Source organism: Sphingomonas sp. P4_G2, assembly GCF_056401155.1.
This window is the reverse complement of sequence record NZ_JBFUJY010000002.1, coordinates 855,693-874,477: the sequence shown is the minus strand read 5'-3', so window position 1 is coordinate 874,477 and position 18,785 is coordinate 855,693. Positions and strand designations below refer to the sequence as shown.

The following is an 18,785-nucleotide window of genomic DNA, read 5'->3' as shown; positions in this document are numbered from 1 at the left end:
CAGGGTATTCTATGGGCGGCCGGGTGGGGGAGCGGGCCGGCACCGTCCCAAACGGCTCCGCCGCGCCCCTTCTATTTGTCGTCCATCGGGCGGAGTTCGCGATGACCCACGCCAATGATGACCTCAAGGCGCTGATCCGCACGATCCCGGACTTTCCCAAGCCCGGGATCATGTTCCGCGACATCACGACGTTGCTGCTCGATGCGCAGGGACTGGCCGAAACCATCAGGCGCATGGCGGCGGCCGTCGACGGCCCGGTCGACCTCGTCGCCGGGATCGAAGCACGCGGCTTCCTGTTCGCCGCCGCGCTCGCCGTGCCGCTCAACGCTGGCGTGCTGCTGATCCGCAAGGACGGCAAGCTGCCCGGCGTGACGATCGCGGAGGATTATGCACTCGAATACGGCACCGATCGCATCACCATGCACGAGGACGCGCTGGTGCCCGGCCAGCGCGTGCTGCTGGTCGACGATCTGATCGCCACCGGCGGTACCGCACGCGCCGCGATCCGCTTGCTGCGCAAGGCCGGAGCGGTAGTCGACCAGGTCCAGTTCGTCATCGACCTGCCCGACCTGGGCGGGGCGGCCGCGCTCGCCGGTGATGGCGTCCAAGTCACCTCGCTATTCGCCTTCGAAGGGCATTGATCCCTCCGATCGGGCTGAAACGGCCCTGGAGCATCGCGCGGAAAAGTGGGCACCGGTTTTCCGCAAAAGCGATGGGACCCCCCGCCCCACGGAACTGATTTCGCCTCCGAATCGTTTTATCCACTCAGTGGCAGCGGCGCGTTTTTGCCGCGGCTCCGGAGTATGGAGACGTTTCAATGAAGATCGGCATCATGGTGTTGGGTGCAGCGTCGCTGCTCTCGCTGGGCGGCTGCGTCGATGACGGCTATGGCTATAGCGGCGTCAGTATTGGCTATGGCTCGCCCGGTTATTATGGCGACTATTACAGCGATTTCTACGATGGCGGCTACGGCACGCCTTATTATGGCTGGTACGGCGGCTATTATTATCCCGGCAGCGGCTATTACGTCTACGATCGCTATCGTCGCCCGCATCGTTGGGACGGCAACCAGCAGCGTTACTGGCAGAACCGCGGCTCGCAATGGCGCGGGACGGGTCGCAGCGACGAATGGCGCGGCTTCCAGCGCGGTCCGCGGACAGGCGGCAACGACGGCTATCGCTGGCGTGGTAATGGCGGCGGCAACGGAGGTTGGCGCGGTAACGATGGTCGACGCAGCAATGACGGCGACGGGCGTCGCCGCGGCCACTAAATACTAATTCTCCCGGGGCCGTGTCCGGATCAGCCCGTTGGCGACGAAGGTCATGACCGCTTCGCCATGCTGGTTGAACACCGTGGTGCGGCCCTTGGTGATGCCCATTTCCGGGCGGCTCTGCGATACGCGCTTGTCGAGAAGCTCGGTCTCGCAGCGGAGCACGTCGCCCGGATAGACCGGCTTGAGCCAGCGCAATTCGTCAATTCCCGGCGAGCCGAGGCTCGCCGAGCGCTGGCCCTTCATATTCTCGACCGCCATTCGCATGGCCATGGCGGCGGTATGCCAGCCGCTGGCCGACAATCGCCCGAAATAGGTCTGCGCCGCAGCCTCGTCCGAAAGATGGAAAGGCTGGGGATCATATTTGGAAGCGAACTCGACCACCTCTTCGCGCGTCACCTCATAGCGGCCGAAGCTCGCTTTGGTGCCGACCACCAGATCCTCGAAATATTTGAGACCGTCGCTCATTTTGCCAAGGCTCCGCGAAAGGGCGCGTCGTCGCCATCGAGTCCCTGACCAGGCGGCAGCGCGATCAGGTCGCGCAGCAGCGGCGCGACGTCGACATTGTCGAAGGTCGGGATCTTGCCGATCGGCTTGATCGCCGGGCCGCTGGCGACGAACAGCGCCCGCATGTCGGGCGCGTCATTGTCATAGCCGTGCGCGCCGCCCTCGACCTTGCGCTTGGGTGAGTGGACGACGACCGTCCAGCCCGCATCGGGCAGACAGAGGATGGCCGGCACGCGCGGGTTCTTCCCATAATGGAGGCGTTCCGGCACCTCGGCCTTGCGGTAGCAAATGAGGTGCTGGCCATGGGCGCCAAGGAGCGCCTTTTCGACCGCCGTCTGTTTGCCGGCCTTGGGATTGATCGAGGCATAGACCCCGTCCTCGACCACGTCATAATCGTCAGGATTGCTGAACGCATCGAGTACGATCAGCCGGTCCTGGGAAATCGCCGCCATGCCGTGATCGGCGACGATGACGAAATTCGCCGGCTGGCCAAGCTTGGCGAGTTCGCCGCGTAGCCGGCCGATCGCCTTGTCGACATTGGCGACCGCGTCGGTGGTGCGCTGGTCGTCCGGACCAAATTCATGACCCGCGGTATCGACCTCGTCGAAATAGAGCGTGACGAAGCGCGGACGCGTCCCGGCCGGGCGACGCAGCCAGTCGATTACGCTGTCGACGCGCTGGCGGTCGCTCAGCGCCTGGTTGAATTGCAGCCAATCCTCAGGCCGCGTGCCGCCGGTCACCTGATTGGGCCACTCCTTCGAACGCTCGCCGCCCCAGGCGACGTTCGACCCCGGCCAGAAAGCGGTGGCGGTGCGGATCCCGGCCTTTTCCGCGGTTACCCAGATCGGTTCCGCGGCGTTCCACCAGAACGGGTCGTCCGACGCCATGGTGAAGGTGTCGCCCGGCCGCGATGCGTCGAGCATCTTGTTGGCGACGATGCCGGTGCGGTCGGGGCGCAGTCCGGTGACCAGGGTCCAATGATTGGGGAACGTCTTGGACGGATAGCTCGGCCGCATCGCGCTGCTGATGCCGGCGGCGGCGAGCGCGCTGAGATTGGACGTCACGCCGCGATCGAGATAATCGGCGCGGAAGCCGTCGATCGAGACAAGGACGGTGACCGGTGCCTTCGCCTCGGCCTCGGCAACCGGCGTGGGCAGAGCGCTTGCCGCGCTCTGCGGCGGCGATGCCCCTGCACAACCCGGCAATGCAGCAACGGCGGCGAGAAAGGCGGCCCGGGCAATCCAGCGCATCAACGACTCCTTGGTCGATCCACGTCCGCCATGCCGGGCCGTCGTTTCAGGCGCAAGCTGGAGCGGAGAGGGTGGTTTCCGAATCACGCTCTCCGCTTCGTTCAATTGACTCGATTCCGTACCTTGGTACGGAATCGAGCATGGCAGGAATGACAATCGGTAAATTGGCTGCGGCGGGTGGGGTCGGCGTCGAGACCATCCGCTATTATCAACGCCGTGGCTTGTTGCAGGAGCCGCCTCGCGACGAATTTTATGGCGGCATACGCCGCTACGGCGCGCCCGACGTGCAACGGCTTCGATTCATCCGTGCGGCGCAAGGCGCGGGGTTCACGCTCGAGCAGATCGCCGAATTGCTCGAGCTCGATGCCACCGATGACCGCGCCCGGGCACGCGCGTTGGCGATCGAGCGGATCGCCGCGCTCGATGCCAAGATCGCCGAGTTGCAGGAGGCGCGCACAGCGCTCGCGCGATTGGCGCGTGACTGCGCGAGTGCCGAGTCCGGGCCATGCCCGATCCTGATAGCGTTTGACGCAGGCTGATTCTGTGCACTATTGATATAGTGTAACATAACAATGAGGGGCGGATGATTCGTGCAGCAGGATTGGCGCTAGCGGGATTCCTGACGGCGTCACCCGCCACGCAGTCGCAGGTGATCGGTGTCGCGGACGAAACCGCCACGTCGCACAAACTCTCTGGTCCGGACACGATCGAAGTCGACAAAGCCGATGAGGCTGGCTTGAGCGGGACGAGGATCGATGTGACGGTTTCGCCTGACGGCGACGTGACCGACGCCCATATTTCCTACGACGGGGACAAACAGCCCGGTTCAGCGGCATTGCTGGCTGCGGCGCGGCGATGGAAATTCCGCCCGTTCACTTATGCCGGACGGCCGGTGGTCGCCATTGCCAGGATCGAAATCGAGCCGCGTCTGAAACCGATCTGGGCGAAGCCTGACGCTCCTTTGCCAGCCATCGACTATGCGCATCTGAAGATCGAACTGACACGGTCGGCCTGTTACGGTTCGTGTCCCGACTACAAGGTCTCGATCGACGGCGCCGGCAATGTAGTGTTTTCGACGCGTGAGGCGCCCGCCGACCTGGTATCGGGCGTGCATCGCAAATTCTCCTTCGGTCCTGGCGTGCTGGTGGGGGGCGTACACCGGGCGAAAATCGACCGAGCGACGCTCGACGCGCTGATCGCGCAGTTCCGCGACGCGCATTTCTTCGGGCTGAAGAAGGAGTATTTCTATTCGGTCACCGACAATCCCACGCAGGTCGTTCGTTTCGCCAGCGGTCCGAGCGAGATGACGGTCACCGACTATGTCGGAACTGCCGCCGGACTGCCGCCCGCCGCCAAGGCACTCGAACAAGCAATCGACGACGCTGCGGGCACTGCTCGTTGGGTGTCGGGCAATGGCGAAACGCTGGCTGCGCTAAGGGCGGAAGGCTTCGATCCGGCCAGCGATCAGGCGAGCGATCTCGCCGTCGCGGCGCTGGCCGCCAAGAGCGATCGGCTCGTCGTCGACCTGATCGACGCCGGCTTACCACTCGATCGCTCGTACAAACCCCGAACCAAACGGGCAGTCGCGGCGCCGCTAGGCGCGATATTGCTGGCGGACGCCGTTTCTCATGGGCGGGCGGCCGTGGCGCGCGCTCTCCTCGACCGCGGCTGGGCCGCAAGGACCGATCGTAACGCCTTGCGCGACGCTTTTATCAGCGGGGCCGGAGGATGCGATATCGGGGTCGCGCGCGCTCTGGTGAATGCCGGTGTCGATCCGAAGGCCAGTCCGCCGCCGCCCTCGGCGGCTGGTTCTGAAACCGACGGTAAGCTGGCGGCGGCACTCGCGGATGCGGAGTCGGCGATCGGTCCGAAGTCACCGACCGCGCTCGCGGTTGCAGTCGAACAATATTCGGTGTGCGATGCCGAACTGGCCGATCGTCAGGATCTGGTGCGTGGACTGATTGCGCTCGGCGTCGACGTCAATGCCCGCGGGAGCGAAGGCAAGAACGTCCTGTTCGGGCTCGAAAGCCCGGTGTTGGTCGACATCCTGTTGGCCGCCGGCGCGCGTGCTGACGTCAAGGATAAAGACGGCTTGTCGCCCGCATTTGGTACCTGGACCGATGAGATCGCACTGAGACTGCTCGATGCTGGCGCCGATCCGTCGGGTAAGGACGACGGCAAGACGCTGCGCCAGACAGCGGTCGAGCACAAAATGCCGGCCACGCTGGCGTGGCTCGACGCGCACGGGATCAAATAGCGGCAGCAGCTCAGCTATGCAGGAAGTGCATCACGTCGCCGTCCTGGACGACATACGCCTTGCCCTCGGCGCGGAGCTTGCCCGCCTCTCGCGCGCGGCTCTCGCCGCCCAGCGCGACGTAGTCGTCGTACGCGATCGTCTCGGCGCGGATGAAGCCCTTTTCGAAATCGGTGTGGATCTCGCCAGCGGCTTCGGGCGCGGTGGCGCCGGCATGGACGGTCCAGGCGCGCGCTTCCTTCGGCCCGACGGTGAAGAAAGTGAGGAGGTGGAGCAACTTGTACCCGGCGCGGATGACGCGGGCGAGGCCGGTTTCCTCCAGCCCCAGCTCGGCCAGGAACTCGCCGCGATCCTCGGCGGGCATGGTCGCGATTTCCGCCTCGATCGCGGCGGAAACGATCACGGCCTCGGCGCCCTCCGCCTTGGCCTTTTCGAACACGCGCGCCGAATGCGCGTTGCCATCGGCGGCATTGGTCTCTTCGACGTTGCAGACGTAGAGGACCGGTTTGGCGGTCAGCAATTGCGCCTGCGCGAACACCCTGGCTTCCTCGGCATCCCTGGGCTGGGTCAGCCGCGCCGGCTTGCCGTCGCGCAGCAGGTCGAGCGCCTGCCCGAGCACGCTCGCCGCGATCTTCGCTTCCTTATCGCCCTGCGCCGCCTTTTTGGCGAAATTGGGCACCCGCTTTTCCAGGCTCTCGAGGTCGGAGAGCATCAATTCGGTCTCGACCGTCTCGGCATCGGCGATCGGATCGATCTTGCCCTCGACATGGGTGACGTCGCCGTCCTCGAAACAGCGCAGCACATGGACGACCGCGTCGACTTCGCGGATATTGCCGAGGAACTGGTTGCCCAGGCCTTCGCCCTTCGACGCGCCACGCACCAGCCCGGCGATATCGACGAAGGCGAGCTGGGTCTCGATGATCTTGGCCGAGCCGGCGATGGCCGCGAGCTTGTCCAGCCGCGGGTCGGGTACCGCAACGTTCCCAACGTTCGGCTCGATCGTACAGAACGGATAGTTCGCCGCCTGCGCCGCCGCCGTCTGGGTCAGCGCGTTGAACAAGGTCGACTTGCCGACATTGGGAAGGCCGACAATGCCGCAACGGAAACCCATGTAATTCGTCCTCAAGCTTTCGGGGGAAGGCCCGGCGCCTACTCGCCCGGCCACGCGCTGGCAAGGATTGGGCGATCTGCGTGAGCACGAGCAACGGCCCGAGCGCTTGCTCGGACCGCTACTGCCTTATTTAGGTCGAGAGATCCTAGTGCTTGTGATCGCCGCCGCGGCCATTTCCACCGCCGCCCCTCGGTGCGGCCGGAGCGGCAGCGCGTGGCGGCGGTGCCGGTCGAGCCATTTGCGGCGCTGGCCGGGCCATTTGCGGGGCGCGCGGCTGGAAGGCGGGCCGGTTCATTTGCGGCGCCGGACGCAGCCCGCCATTGCCCCCACCGCCGAACCGCGGTGCCTGCGGTCGAGGCGCAGCGATTTGCGGCTGTGGACGCGGGGCCTGGAAGCGCGGACGATCGTTGCCGCCGTTGACACGCGGCTGGAAGCGCGGCGCCGCGGCGCGCGGCTCGGGACGCGGCATAGCCATTTGAGGACGCTGGCTACCGCGGCCGGCCTGAGGCTGCGGCCTGGGCATCACTGCACGCGGCTGCGGCTGGGGCTGCGCGCGGAAGCGCGGGCCGTTGCCCCGCATCCCATGGTCGTCGCGCATAGTCGCGAGCTGGGCGCGGTCGGGATTGCCCTGGGGCCCCGCAATGCGTGGCGAACTAGGCTGCGCCTGCGGCCGTGGCGCAAAGCGGCCGGCGGCGGCGTTGCCCTGCGGTTCGCGAATCGCACGCATTGGTCCCGTGCCCGGACGCTGTTGCTCGCGGGCAGCGATGATCGCCTGGCGGCGCGGGTCGTTGGCTTGCGGCGCGGCGACGTTCGCCGGCCGGTTGCCCGGCTCGGTACGCTGGCGATTGCCGAACAAGGCCTGCGGTACGTTGGGCGTGCCACGATTAGGTTGGGCATTGGCGGCCAAGCGCTCGCGATCGTCCCTGGCCGGCAGGAACCGCTTCTGGTCGCGCGCCCAGCTTGCCGAGGTCCAGGTCGCGGGAATGGCGCGGGGCGGCGGCGGGCTACGGAACGAATCATTGCGCCATGCCGCGAAACGGCGGGCGTCGGCCTGACGGCGAACTCCTTCCTCGCGCCAGTAATTGGCCTGGGTCGGGCTCACGCGGCTGCTGTAATCGCGCCATTGCGGCTGACGCTCGCGCACCATCGACCAACGCGCTTGCGCAGCGGAAATGGCGTCGCTGCGCGCTGCCCAATTGGCAGCACTGACCGCACGCCGATCGCCGCGTCGCGATGCCATGTACAGATCGCGCCCACGCGACAGATAGCGCCCGGCATAGTCAAGCCGCGCGCCATAATCGTTATACGGCACGACCGCGCCATAGCTGTCATAGACGACCGCCAATTGGCCATTGTCATAACCATAGCCATAATAGGGATCGCGGACGAAATAGGGTTCGTCGGCGCCCGGGCGGTAATAATAATAGCGATAGCCGTCATCGACCGGCTCGAGGAACACGACCGACTGGTCATAGCCTTCCCACGCCCAGGGATCGACGCCGTCATAGTCGAAATAATAATCCGGCGGCGCGTCGTTCAGAACATCCTGATAGTCATAGGCCGCGTCGGCATAGCCGTAATAGTCGCGCTGATTGGCGACGCGGACGGTCCGCACGGGCTTGGCTTCTGGAAGTGCTGCGACTTCGGGCGCGGTCGGCCAGGCGGTCGACGGACTCGCGTCGAGCGGCAAGGTCGCGGGAAGCGCCGGCGGGGTCGCCGCCATCATCTGCTGATCACTACCCTTGCCGCAGGCCGACAGCGCGGCGGCGAGCGCGATGGTCGCGGCGGTCGCAAGCCTGCGGTGACGAAAAATCATGTGGTTCACGGCGTCATACTCCTCGATGTCCACCCGAACGGACAAGAATACCGCCGCGTTCATTAATCAGCGCTGGCCCGGCGGTTCATCGGGGAGTCGGGTCACGTTCCGAACGTGACATGGCCCTCTGCGTCGATCGGCCAGGCGGGGTTGTGGGCGATTTCCCAGACATGATTGTCGGGGTCGGCGACATAGCCGCGAACGCCGCCATGGGGTGGCGCGTCGGGCTGGCGCAAGACTGTCCCGCCGTGCGCGGCCAGACGATCGACCAGCGGCGCGACATCGGCCTCGTGCGCGACATTGTGCGCCAGCGACATTGCGTGGAAGCCGCTATCGGCGTCGCGCCGCATGTCAGCGGCGAGTCGGTCCTTCAGCCACAGACCGAGCATCAATCCGTTCATCTGGAAGAACAGGATCTCGTCTGACTCGAACACCGGCTTCCAGCCGAATCCGTCGTCGTAGAAGCGCCTTGAGCGCGCCAGGTCACCGACGCCAAGCGTGACCACCGATATCTGTTGCTGCGCCATATCTGGCTCAAACGCGTCACTTTGCGCTTGTCTCCGGGCGTGGGCCAATCACTTCTGCCGATCGACAAAAAAGGCACGATATTGATGTGTTGCGTCCGGACCAAGGGCGTGACACTCTCCATGAATGAAGCGCTGGCCGGGGGGAAAACGGGCGGTGTTTCGAGGGGATGTTCGATGGTCATCAGGGCGATTTGTGCCGGTTTCTTGATCGGCGCGCTGGCGTGCACATTTCAGCCGGCACATGCCCGTAACACCCAACCCTCGGCGCTGAAGCCCACACAGAAAATCGTGGCGCGGGTGAGGTTGGGACTGCTGCCTACCAGGTCACCCCGATTGGGGCCGCAGATCGTCTATCGCGGCGGCTATACGCCCCTGGACGACATGGTCCGTCCACGCTTCGTCGGCGGTATGATCGATCTTTACCCGACCGAGCGATCGGGCATCCGCCTGTCGGTCGGCACGCGGTATTTCGCGCGGCCCAATTTCTGGATCGCGGCCGAACAGGCGACCGGCGGTATCCTCTATGACCCGCACATGACTCGTGGCGGCCGCAGTTTGTCGCGCGGGTTCCGTCGCTCCACGCCCGCCATGACCCTGGGCTATGATCGTGAGGTATCGAAGGGGTTCGTCCTGGGCCTCGAAGGCGGCGCACTCAGCGATCGCGCGATCATGCCGACGCGGCCGAGCCGCTGGAGCGCCGCTGGCGTGCGCGACGGCGGATTCGGCCTCAACCCCGTTGCGACGGCGTCCGCGCGGTTCGCTTTCTGATCAGTTCTTCAGGCCGATGCCGCCGACCGGCTCGGTTTCCGCTCCCGAATCGAAGCCCGCGATCAGCGGCCGTGCCTTGGCGATCGCTGCCTGGACCCGCGGCAGTTTCAGCGAGGCGTCGTGATGCTCCTTGCTGTCCCATGCCTCGGTGATCCAGATCGCGTCGGGGTCCTTCGCGTCTTTGGCGACGATATAGCTTAAGCAGCCGGGCATGCCGCCCGAGCTTTCGAGCAGTAGCGCGAGCAAATCGTCGCGCTTGCCCGGCTGTGCCTTCATTCGCCCCAGCATGCCGTACATCTTTGTTCCTTCCGCGCTCAGGGCGGCGCCCGGCAACATCGTCGCCGCGGCGGTTACGCCCAGCATCGTGCGTCGATCGATCGTCATACGGGCAGTCTAGTCTCTGTTTCAGCAAAGCTGAAACGGTTGCGGTGCCGGCCCGCTCCCCCACCCGGCCGCCCAACAGCGTATTCTATGGGCGGCCGGGTGGGGGAGCGGGCTGGCACCGATACAGCGCAGCTGAAAACGACTCTATCGCGCGATCAGCGATAGTTGAAGCTGATGCTGATCCGGTCCTGTTTCGCGGCGTTGGGCATCACTTCGTGGCGCAGCCAGCTTTCCCACAGGAACACGCTGCCCTCGCTCGGCTCGGCATAGACGAACGTCCCCGGGCGCGACGGCGCCGCCATCATCAGCGGCAGGCGCGGATCCTCGAGCTTGAGCGCGCCCGATCCCGGCGGCACCGCGACATAGACCGTGCCCGACACGATCGAATGCGGGTGGATATGCCCCGAATGCGTACCGCCGGGTTTGAGGACGTTGACCCACAAACTGTCGAGCTTGAGCTTCTTGCCGAGCTCGAAGCCGCAATGCTTGGCAAAGGCGGCGACATGGCGGTCGAGCAGCTTGACCAGATCGCCAAAGCGCGGGTCCCTGAGCGGCAGGTCGTTGAGCGAGGCGTAGGAAGTATAGCCGCGATAGCCATGCTCCTTCGACCAGCCGCGCCCGGCGCGGTCCTGCTCGGCGAGATCGCGACAGGCGTCGGCGAGCTCGGCGATCAACGCATCGTCGCCGAGCGGGGCGTCGTAGAAGCGGGTGGCGAAGAGATCGCGGCTGGTCACGCGGCCGGGCGAAGCACGCAGCGCGCGACGATGCAAGCGTCTATCGGTTGGCCGCGGCTGTCGTGGCGGCCGCGGGCGGGACACCGGCCGACGCCGTCATCAGCATACCACCGATCAGCAGGCCGCTTACCAGCGCACTCAGCACAAACGCAGGCTTCACGACTCGCTCTCCCAAGGCAGTGAGCGGCGAGATAGGCGAGCAATCCTGACTGATATTGGATGGATTCGACGGCGAGCTAGCGAACGTCGTTTCCTAGTCTTGCAACCGCAACGCCAGGTCGTTCACCAACCGAGCGTCGTCGCCCTTGGCCAGCCAGTCGGCCTCGGCGGCCAGCGCGCCGAGCAGGTCGGTCAGCGGCTCGATCTCACTTTTGGCATAATTCCCAAGCACATGACCGGTTACGCGGTCCTTGTGGCCGGGATGACCGATGCCGATCCTGACGCGACGAAAGGCGTCGCCGATATGCTGGATGGTCGATCGGATGCCGTTATGTCCGGCAGCACCGCCGCCGCGCTTCACCCGTACCTTGAACGGATCGAGGTCGAGCTCGTCATAGAACACCGTCACGTCCTCGGGCTCGAGCTTGTAGAAGCGCATCGCCTCGCCGACCGAGCGGCCGCTGTCGTTCATGAAGGTCGCCGGCTTGAGCAGCAGGATTTTGTCCGACCCGATCCGCCCTTCCTGCGTCCAGCCCTGGAATTGCTTCTTGACCGGGCCAAAGCCGTGCACCTCGGCGATCGCGTCGACCGCCATGAAGCCGACATTGTGCCGGTGCATCGCATATTGCGCGCCGGGATTTCCGAGACCGACCCAGAGTTGCATGAAATATCCCTAGACGCGAAAGGGGCGCCCGATCCAGTGGATCGCGGCGCCCCAATCAATTCGGCAGTAAAGGCAGATGCTTACTCGGCGTCGCCTTCCTTGGCCTCGCCATCGGCGGCGGCTTCCTCGGCCTCGGCTTCAGCCTCGACTTCGGCGGCATGCTCGGCCGATGCTTCCTCGGCCAGCGCGGCTTCTTCAGCCGCCTGCTCGACCGCTTCGGACTTCAGCGCCGACGGCGCCACGATCGTGGCAATGGTGAAGTCGCGATCGTCGATCGCCGAGGTCGCGCCCTTGGGCAGCTTGACGTTCGAGATGTGGATCGCATCGCCGACGTCGAGGCCCGCGAGCGAGATCTGGATCTCGCTCGGGATGTCGGCGGAATCGACCACCAGTTCGAGATCGTGACGGACGATGTTCAGCACGCCGCCAATCTTGATGCCCTTCGATTCTTCCTCGTCGACGAACACGACGGGCACGTTGACGTGAACCGTGGTGTGCGCGCCGATGCGCAGGAAGTCGACATGGATCGGACGATCGGTGACGACGTCGAACGCGACGTCCTTGGGCAAGGTCCGCGTGGGCTTGCCGTCCACGTCGATCATCACGACGGAATTCATGAAATGCCCGGTCATCAGCTGGCGGACCAGCTCCTTCTCTTCCACGTGGATCGAGAGGGGGTCCTGCTTGTTGCCGTAGATAACGGCGGGCACGCGGCCATTGCGGCGCAGATCACGTGAGGCTCCCTTGCCTCCACGGTCGCGCGTCTCGGCGGCGAGCGTCATTTGGTCGCTCATATTAATCTCCGATATGCGGTTTGCTTGGATTTCCGCACACGCCTCCAGGGATGACCATGAACGGAAGCGCGCGCCTGTAGCCGGAAGGGGCGGGGAGTGCAAGCATAGGTTCTTGTGCGGGTTCGTTTGAGTTTGTCCGCGCGAACCCGTATCGCCGCCCTCAGGGCCGCCCTATGGCGGTCGAAACATGGAGGAAAAGATGGCCGGCCCGCAGGATAAAGCATGGAGCGAAGGCTATGCCGCTGGCAAGCGGGGCAGGCCGGAAAGCGTGTCGCCCTATAAAAAGGGCGCCTTCATGCTCGCCTGGCAGCAAGGTTGGCAGAATGGCGTCAAGGCTAGGGACGACAAGGACAGCTAGGTTGAGAATGGCGTTATTATACAGCCACGAGAACAACTTGCACCGCTATCTGGCGGAGTTTTATTTTCGCTACAGCTTCCGCGTCGCGCTTGACTATAACGACAGCGACCGCGTCGACGATCAGCTCAAGGGCATCGTTGGCAAGCGTCTCACCTACCGAACAGCTAGTGGAGCGCGGGCGTAATGCCAGAAAAGAAAACCCGGCAAAGTCCAAAGGAGCAGCGCGAGCATTTCAAGCGCGAGGCGCAAAAGCTGATCGACGCTGGAAAACTACGCCCTACCGATGGTGCCGCTGACATGGATCGCGCGCTGCGTCCGGTGCTGAAGAATAGCGCCGATAATGGCCGCGAGGGCGGCTAGCTCACTCAGCACCTATCCTGTTTGATGGGTACGCGTTGTATAATATCGCCGTTGAGAATCCAAATAAGCCGTTATTCTTGAAGCGATCCGTTTCCAAGCTCGTCATCACCGCGAAAGCGCGGATGACGACGGGAATATAAGGCCCGAACCTAGCGGCCACGGACGACAAGCGATGTCCGGTCACTCGATCCGCTCGACCTTCAATCCGCGCGCGGCGAGCATTTTGGGCAGCGCATAGGGGCCCGCCATATGGCCCAGCCCGACCGCGACCAGCGCCGTTCCCGGCTGCTTCATCCGTGCGGCGATCCATCGCGACCAGTAAACATTGGGCTGGCCGACGAGTTTCCCCTCGAGCGGCGTGCACTCGGCCGTCTTCTCGAGCGACGCCATATCGCCCGTCGTCCAGGCCTTCAATGTTTCCCCATAATTCTCTTTTCCTTCGAGAATGTTTCCCAGCATTTTCCTTTGGTCGGATTCGGGCAGGTTGTCGAGTTGGGCGAGTTGGTCTTTTGCGTGATAGAATGCCAGGCGCGTTTTCCCTGCCGAGGAGAATGCACTCCAAAGTTCCGCTTCTACACCGTTGCGGGTGTCGGCGCCGCTGGCGATCGCGTCACCGGCCGCGAGCGTGGTTGCCAATGCCCAGTCTTTATAGCTGTCCAGCGTTTCTCGTGATGCTCCCGATCGCGCGATCATCTCCTCCAGGACAGGGCGTTTCCCCGGGGAAACACGATCGGCGGCTGGCTTGAGTCCGACGCCTGTCGCGATCGCGCGGAAGTCGGTTTGCTCGTCGGGCGAGCTTTCGAGCACCAGGGTATCGGACTCGGCGATCGCGCGTTCGACTATTGGCGTCCGCCAGCGGACGTTCGCTGGGAGCAGGTGGATGCTGCCGAGCAGATAGATAGTCGTGTCGCCATCGCTGACTCGCCACATCGCCGGGCGCGCCTCGACCGGCGGCTTACCGCACCCGGCGAGCGCCAGCAGAACGGCGCCGAGCGCGGCAAGGCGCTGGCGCCCGCGTGTCATCGGTAGGCGACCCGTTTCGCCTTTATATTCAACACCTTGAGTTGATCGATCACGCTCTTGTCGCCGGCCAGATGACCGGCGCCGACCGCAATGAACACGGTGCCGGGCTTACCAAGCCGCGCCTTGATCCACTGTGCCCAGCGCGCGTTGCGGTCAAACAACAGCGTCTTGGCGAGCTCCGGCGAATCGTCGAGGCCGTCATTCATATACTTGGCCAACGCGTCGGGATCGCCGCGCGACCAGGCGGAGACCATGCCGTCCATCGTCTCAGCGGTCTTGGGCAGCTCCTTCAGGGTCGATTCGAGGAACGCTAATTGCACCTTGTCGGGGAGGCCGGCGAGGTAGCCGATCTGTTGCTCAGGCGTTTCCAGCCCCTCGATCGCCTTCTTCTCGGTGGCGGCAGCCGCCGTCAGTACGGTTTCCGGCCCACTCTTGGGATCGTAGCCAAGCTTCATCAGCGGCAGCAGCGACAGATTGGTGGCAGCAAACCACGGCTGGGCGCGATCGAACGCCGCCGGCGGAATGCCCAGCGAGTTCATGGCATTGAGATAGCTGCCGCGATCGGCTTCCGGCAGGCGCTCGATCAAGGTCGGGCCATTGAGGCTATATGCCTTGCTCAAGATGATGTTCTGCATCGTTGCCTGGTCGGGCTGGACCATTTCGAGCACCAGCTCATCGCTCGAATCGAACGCCTTCTTCACGCCGTCATCGAACCACGATAGGCCGGGCTTGAGCACGTGGATCGTCCCGAACAGGTAGATCGTCGTATCCTTGTCCTTGACCACCCATAAAGCGGGGTCGGCATCGACCTTCGCAGCAGCGGGCGCAGTGGTCGGAGCCGGGGTTGGAGAAGGAGCATTTGACGCCGCGGTTTGCGCGACGGCCATGCTAGCCGCAGTCAAGCCGAGTAAAAACAACAACTTACGCAGCATATCGATCCTTCTTGGCCCCGCGCCCTCGCGCAATGTCTGTAATAGGTAGTCACCCCACGATGACCAAGGGCTTTACCGGTTCAGAACTTTTGGTCCCATTGACCGCTTTCCCCCCATGCGCCAAAGGCCCGGGCCAAGTTCTACCGCATCTGCGAAGGTATCCGTGAGCACTCCGCTGAGTTTCCAGCGCATGATCCTGACGCTCCATGATTATTGGAGCCAGCACGGCTGTCTGATCCTCCAGCCGTACGACATGCGGATGGGCGCGGGGACGTTCCACACCGCCACGACGCTGCGTGCGCTCGGGCCGGACCCGTGGAACGCCGCGTTCGTCCAGCCGTGCCGTCGCCCGACCGACGGCCGCTATGGCGAGAACCCCAACCGGCTGCAGCATTATTACCAATATCAGGTGATCCTGAAGCCGAGCCCGCCCGATTTGCAGGACCTGTATCTCGGCAGCCTCGCCGCGATCGGCATCGATTTCACCCGGCACGATATCCGTTTCGTCGAGGACGATTGGGAATCGCCGACGCTCGGTGCCTGGGGCTTGGGCTGGGAAGTGTGGTGCGACGGGATGGAAGTGACCCAGTTCACCTATTTTCAGCAAATGGGCGGGTTCGACTGCAAGCCGGTCGCGGGGGAGCTGACTTATGGGCTCGAGCGACTGGCGACCTATATCCAGAACAAGGACAGCGTGTACGACCTCGCCTATAACGATGCGGTCGGCAACACGCCGCAGCTGACTTATGGCGACGTGTTCCACGAGAATGAGGTCGAGATGTCGACCTGGAATTTCGAGGTCGCCGACACCGAGACCTTGTTCGACCTGTTCCGCAAGGCCGCGGCCGAGTGCGAGAATTGCCTCAATCACAAGCTGCCGATCCCGGCTTATGAGCAGGCGATCGAGGCGAGCCACATCTTCAACCTGTTGAACGCGCGCGGCGTGATCTCGGTTGCCGAACGCCAGGCGTATATCGGCCGCGTTCGCGACTTGGCGAAGGGGTCCTGCCAGGCGTGGATGGAGAAGAATGGGTGGTCGGCGTGATGGGGACTGTCCCAAATCCTCCCCGGGACGGGGAGGGGGACCGCGCAAAGCGCGGTGGAGGGGGCGCGCCAAATCTACGCCGCCCTGAGGTGTACGAAGCCCGCGCCGCCCGCCGCAAGATGAGCCTGCCCGAAGTTCTGCTTTGGCAAAGGCTCAAAGGCTCACCCCAAGGCATCGCTTTCCGCAAGCAGCATCCGATCGGCGGCTATCGCGCCGACTTCTACTGCCCAGCCGCCAAGCTTGTCATCGAAGTCGACGGCGCTGCTCACGACATGGGTGATCGCCCCGAGCGCGACGTCGAACGGACGAAGTTGTTGGAGGCGAAGGGTTATCAGGTGCTCCGCATTCCCGCGGCCGATGTCCTGCGCGACGCCGACGAAGCCGCCCAATCGATCGTATCGTTCGCGGCCCGCCCCCTCCACCGCGCCTCCGGCGCGGTCCCCCTCCCCGTAAACGGGGAGGATTTTTCGTGACCGACTTCCTCCTCGAACTCCGCTCGGAGGAAATCCCCGCGCGGATGCAGGACAAGGCGCGCGACGATCTCGCTCGCCTGTTCACCGCCGAGCTCGAGAAAGCCGGCCTGCGCGCCGACGCCATCGTCACCTTCGCGACGCCGCGCCGGCTTGCACTGATCGCACGCGATTTGCCCGAAGCGACCGAGGCGGTCAGCGAGGAGATCAAGGGCCCGCGCGCCGGCGCCCCACCCCAGGCGCTCGAAGGCTTCCTGCGCAAGACCGGCCTCACCGCCGATCAATTGGTCGAGCGCGACGGTGTGCTCTTCGCGGTGATCGACAAGCCCGGCCGCGACACCGCGGAGGTGCTGGCCGAGGCGATCCCCGCGATCATCCGCGCTTTCCCCTGGCCCAAGTCGATGCGCTGGGGCGAGGCGTCGTCCTCGACCGAAAGCCTGCGCTGGGTGCGCCCGCTCCATGGCATCGTCGCGTTGCTCGGCGACCAGATCGTGCCGATCGAGATCGCCGGCGTGCAATCGGGCGCCGTGACGCTTGGCCATCGCTTCCACCATCCGGGGCAAATCACGATCGGTTCGGCGGCGGATTATGCCGAAAAGCTTCACGCCTGCCATGTCATCGTCGACCAGGACGAGCGCCGCGCGATCATCCGCGACAAGGCGATCGCATTGGCCGACGCCGCCGGGCTCGAGCTGATCGAGGACGAAGGTCTGGTCGCCGAGAATGCCGGGCTGACCGAATGGCCGGTGCCGCTGCTCGGCCGCTTCGACGAGGATTTCCTCGGCGTGCCGCCCGAGGTGATCCAGCTCACCGCGCGGGTGAACCAGAAGTATTTCGTCTGCCGCGACAAGGGTGGCAAGCTGGCCAATGCGTTTGTCTGCACCGCCAATATCGACGCGGCCGATGGCGGCGCGAAGATCGTCGATGGCAACCGAAAGGTGCTCGCCGCGCGGCTGAGCGATGCGCGGTTCTTCTATGAGACGGACTTGAAGGTGCCGTTGGAGGAGCAGGCCAGGAAGCTCGAGAAGATCGTCTTCCATGAGAAACTGGGGACGGTCGCCGATAAGGTCGAGCGTATCGCGAAGCTGGCGCGGTGGTTGGTCGAGGAAGGGATCGTCGCCCCGGCGAAGGCCGGGGGCGTCGGGTTGTCTGGCGACGACGGTGCCTCAAACGCAGCGGCCCCGGCCTCCGCCGGGGCGACGGACTTGGCCGACCAGGCCGAACGCGCCGCGCGTCTGGCCAAGGCCGATCTCGTCACCGGCATGGTCGGCGAGTTCCCCGAGCTTCAGGGCCTGATGGGCGGCTATTACGCCGCGGCGCGGGGCGAGGCTCCGGCGGTCGCCGAGGCGATCCGAGATCACTACAAGCCGGTCGGGCAGGGCGATGACGTGCCGACTGCGCCGGTGACGGTGGCGGTGTCGCTGGCGGATAAGATCGACAGCCTGTTCCAGTTCTTCCTGATCGATGAGCGGCCCACGGGCTCCAAGGATCCGTTCGCCCTTCGCCGGGCGGCGCTAGCAGTCGCTGCACTGATCCTATCAAACGGCCTTCGGTTTCGGCTTCGCGACTTGCTGGAATACTGCGGTGACGAAGAAAATCGCCTGAACGGCCCACAGGCCGGGGCTGCGTGGGAGACCAGGTTCGGGGTCACCCGCGATGAGTTGCTGGAAGGCTTCGAAAAGGGCGCCGACTTCAACTATCCCGATTTCGTTGAGGGATTGGCGTTCGGTATGCTCCTGAAACGGGCTGATCAGGGCGTGCCAGCCTTCCTGATCGACCGTCTCAAAGTCCAGCAGCGTGAGGCCGGCGTCCGCCACGACCTGATCGACGCGGTGTTCGCGCTCGGTGGCGAGGACGATCTCGTCCGCCTGCTCGCGCGCGTTCATGCATTGCAATCGTTCGTCACCACCGAGGACGGCGCCAACCTCCTCGCTGGGTACAAGCGTGCGGCGAATATCCTGAAGAAGGAAGATTACGTCGCCCCGGCGAAGGCCGGGGCCGCTGGGTTGTCTGGCGAAGACGGTAGCTCGAACGCAGCGACCCCGGCCTCCGCCGGGGCGACGCTCTCTTACACCCCCGAACCCGCCGAAGCCGACCTCATCGCCGCGCTCGACGCCGCCGGACCCGCCGCGGCCGACGCCGTGGCGAACGAAGATTTCGAAGCCGCGATGGCCGCGCTCGCGACGTTGCGTGCGCCGATCGACGCGTTCTTCGACGCGGTCACCGTCAACGACGCCGATCACGCCAAACGCGCCGCTCGCCTCGCGCTGCTCGCCCGGGTGCGCGATGCGGTGCATAGTGTCGCCGATTTCTCCAAGATCGAGGGATGACACCTCGGCCCACATATTCCGCCTGATCC

At 64.7% G+C, this 18,785-nt stretch carries 21 protein-coding genes and 1 pseudogene; 11 read left to right on the top strand and 11 right to left on the bottom strand.

The features are described 5' to 3' along the window. The first annotated feature begins 101 nt into the window (after positions 1-101). Both AC1DRD_RS09605 and AC1DRD_RS09600 read left to right on the top strand, forming a co-directional pair. A complete protein-coding gene (locus AC1DRD_RS09605; RefSeq protein ID WP_478041219.1) occupies positions 102-641 on the top strand; it encodes an adenine phosphoribosyltransferase in 540 nt (179 codons plus the stop codon). 176 nt (positions 642-817) lie between these two features. Beyond that, on the top strand, positions 818-1,270 hold the full coding sequence (locus AC1DRD_RS09600; RefSeq protein WP_478041198.1) for a hypothetical protein: 453 nt from the start codon (positions 818-820) through the stop codon (positions 1,268-1,270). 3 nt (positions 1,271-1,273) lie between these two features. On the opposite strand, the gene AC1DRD_RS09595 is transcribed toward AC1DRD_RS09600, so the two are convergent. Then, on the bottom strand, positions 1,274-1,738 hold the full coding sequence (locus tag AC1DRD_RS09595) for a MaoC family dehydratase (protein WP_478041197.1): 465 nt from the start codon (positions 1,736-1,738) through the stop codon (positions 1,274-1,276). After that, positions 1,735-3,027, bottom strand: a complete 1,293-nt coding sequence (locus tag AC1DRD_RS09590; protein ID WP_478041196.1) for an alkaline phosphatase family protein — start codon at positions 3,025-3,027, stop codon at positions 1,735-1,737. Before AC1DRD_RS09590 ends, AC1DRD_RS09595 begins: the two co-directional genes overlap by 4 nt. A gap of 140 nt (positions 3,028-3,167) precedes the next feature. Between AC1DRD_RS09590 and AC1DRD_RS09585 the strand changes: the two genes are divergently transcribed. After that, a complete protein-coding gene (locus tag AC1DRD_RS09585) occupies positions 3,168-3,566 on the top strand; it encodes a MerR family transcriptional regulator (RefSeq protein ID WP_478041195.1) in 399 nt (132 codons plus the stop codon). A 44-nt stretch (positions 3,567-3,610) separates the two neighbouring features. Next, positions 3,611-5,284 carry a DUF6438 domain-containing protein gene (locus tag AC1DRD_RS09580; RefSeq protein ID WP_478041194.1) on the top strand — a complete coding sequence of 558 codons (1,674 nt, stop codon included), beginning with the start codon at positions 3,611-3,613 and terminating at the stop codon, positions 5,282-5,284. A 10-nt stretch (positions 5,285-5,294) separates the two neighbouring features. Here the strand turns inward: AC1DRD_RS09580 and ychF are convergent, their stop codons facing one another. The 3 genes from ychF to AC1DRD_RS09565 all read right to left on the bottom strand — a co-directional run bounded on the left by ychF (position 5,295) and on the right by AC1DRD_RS09565 (position 8,735). Then, on the bottom strand, positions 5,295-6,392 hold the full coding sequence (gene ychF / locus AC1DRD_RS09575; protein WP_478041193.1) for a redox-regulated ATPase YchF: 1,098 nt from the start codon (positions 6,390-6,392) through the stop codon (positions 5,295-5,297). Between the two features lie 145 nt (positions 6,393-6,537). Further along, a complete protein-coding gene (locus tag AC1DRD_RS09570) occupies positions 6,538-8,217 on the bottom strand; it encodes a hypothetical protein (protein WP_478041192.1) in 1,680 nt (559 codons plus the stop codon). 92 nt (positions 8,218-8,309) lie between these two features. Further along, positions 8,310-8,735, bottom strand: a complete 426-nt coding sequence (locus AC1DRD_RS09565) for a VOC family protein (RefSeq protein WP_478041191.1) — start codon at positions 8,733-8,735, stop codon at positions 8,310-8,312. A 303-nt stretch (positions 8,736-9,038) separates the two neighbouring features. Here AC1DRD_RS09565 and AC1DRD_RS09560 point away from each other — a divergent pair, with 303 nt between their 5' ends. Continuing rightward, positions 9,039-9,503 (top strand): hypothetical protein, encoded by a 465-nt coding sequence (locus tag AC1DRD_RS09560; protein ID WP_478041190.1) that lies wholly within the window; start codon positions 9,039-9,041, stop codon positions 9,501-9,503. Here the strand turns inward: AC1DRD_RS09560 and AC1DRD_RS09555 are convergent, their stop codons facing one another. From AC1DRD_RS09555 to AC1DRD_RS09540, 4 genes are all read right to left on the bottom strand, one after another. Next, positions 9,504-9,887 (bottom strand): putative quinol monooxygenase, encoded by a 384-nt coding sequence (locus AC1DRD_RS09555; RefSeq protein ID WP_478041189.1) that lies wholly within the window; start codon positions 9,885-9,887, stop codon positions 9,504-9,506. A gap of 155 nt (positions 9,888-10,042) precedes the next feature. Continuing rightward, positions 10,043-10,621: a TIGR02466 family protein gene (locus AC1DRD_RS09550; protein WP_478033127.1), complete on the bottom strand. Its 579-nt coding sequence runs from the start codon at positions 10,619-10,621 to the stop codon at positions 10,043-10,045. A gap of 253 nt (positions 10,622-10,874) precedes the next feature. Continuing rightward, positions 10,875-11,444: an aminoacyl-tRNA hydrolase gene (pth, locus tag AC1DRD_RS09545; RefSeq protein ID WP_478033052.1), complete on the bottom strand. Its 570-nt coding sequence runs from the start codon at positions 11,442-11,444 to the stop codon at positions 10,875-10,877. An 80-nt stretch (positions 11,445-11,524) separates the two neighbouring features. Further along, on the bottom strand, positions 11,525-12,238 hold the full coding sequence (locus AC1DRD_RS09540; protein WP_478033050.1) for a 50S ribosomal protein L25/general stress protein Ctc: 714 nt from the start codon (positions 12,236-12,238) through the stop codon (positions 11,525-11,527). A 199-nt stretch (positions 12,239-12,437) separates the two neighbouring features. Here AC1DRD_RS09540 and AC1DRD_RS09535 point away from each other — a divergent pair, with 199 nt between their 5' ends. The 3 genes and pseudogenes from AC1DRD_RS09535 to AC1DRD_RS09525 all read left to right on the top strand — a co-directional run bounded on the left by AC1DRD_RS09535 (position 12,438) and on the right by AC1DRD_RS09525 (position 12,956). Then, the gene (locus tag AC1DRD_RS09535) at positions 12,438-12,596 is read left to right on the top strand and encodes a ribosome modulation factor (RefSeq protein ID WP_478033049.1); all 159 of its coding nucleotides are present in this window, start codon (positions 12,438-12,440) and stop codon (positions 12,594-12,596) included. Positions 12,597-12,615: 19 nt separating this feature from the next. Then, positions 12,616-12,780: pseudogene (locus AC1DRD_RS09530) on the top strand (IS1595 family transposase); the annotation flags it as partial. After that, complete coding sequence (locus AC1DRD_RS09525) at positions 12,780-12,956, top strand: hypothetical protein (RefSeq protein ID WP_478041188.1); 177 nt, start codon at positions 12,780-12,782, stop codon at positions 12,954-12,956. The pseudogene AC1DRD_RS09530 and the gene AC1DRD_RS09525, both read left to right, overlap by 1 nt. Positions 12,957-13,136: 180 nt before the next feature. Here AC1DRD_RS09525 and AC1DRD_RS09520 read toward each other — a convergent pair whose 3' ends face one another. Together AC1DRD_RS09520 and AC1DRD_RS09515 are read right to left on the bottom strand one after the other, a co-directional pair. After that, the gene (locus tag AC1DRD_RS09520) at positions 13,137-13,979 is read right to left on the bottom strand and encodes a TraB/GumN family protein (protein WP_478041187.1); all 843 of its coding nucleotides are present in this window, start codon (positions 13,977-13,979) and stop codon (positions 13,137-13,139) included. Continuing rightward, positions 13,976-14,866 (bottom strand): TraB/GumN family protein, encoded by an 891-nt coding sequence (locus tag AC1DRD_RS09515; RefSeq protein WP_478041186.1) that lies wholly within the window; start codon positions 14,864-14,866, stop codon positions 13,976-13,978. The genes AC1DRD_RS09520 and AC1DRD_RS09515 overlap by 4 nt, the downstream gene beginning before the upstream one ends. A 235-nt stretch (positions 14,867-15,101) precedes the next feature. Here AC1DRD_RS09515 and AC1DRD_RS09510 point away from each other — a divergent pair, with 235 nt between their 5' ends. From AC1DRD_RS09510 to glyS, 3 genes are all read left to right on the top strand, one after another. Then, on the top strand, positions 15,102-15,956 hold the full coding sequence (locus AC1DRD_RS09510; protein ID WP_478041218.1) for a glycine--tRNA ligase subunit alpha: 855 nt from the start codon (positions 15,102-15,104) through the stop codon (positions 15,954-15,956). An 89-nt stretch (positions 15,957-16,045) separates the two neighbouring features. Next, positions 16,046-16,429: an endonuclease domain-containing protein gene (locus AC1DRD_RS09505; protein ID WP_478041185.1), complete on the top strand. Its 384-nt coding sequence runs from the start codon at positions 16,046-16,048 to the stop codon at positions 16,427-16,429. After that, on the top strand, positions 16,426-18,756 hold the full coding sequence (gene glyS / locus AC1DRD_RS09500; protein ID WP_478041184.1) for a glycine--tRNA ligase subunit beta: 2,331 nt from the start codon (positions 16,426-16,428) through the stop codon (positions 18,754-18,756). Before AC1DRD_RS09505 ends, glyS begins: the two co-directional genes overlap by 4 nt. The last annotated feature ends 29 nt before the right edge of the window (positions 18,757-18,785 follow it).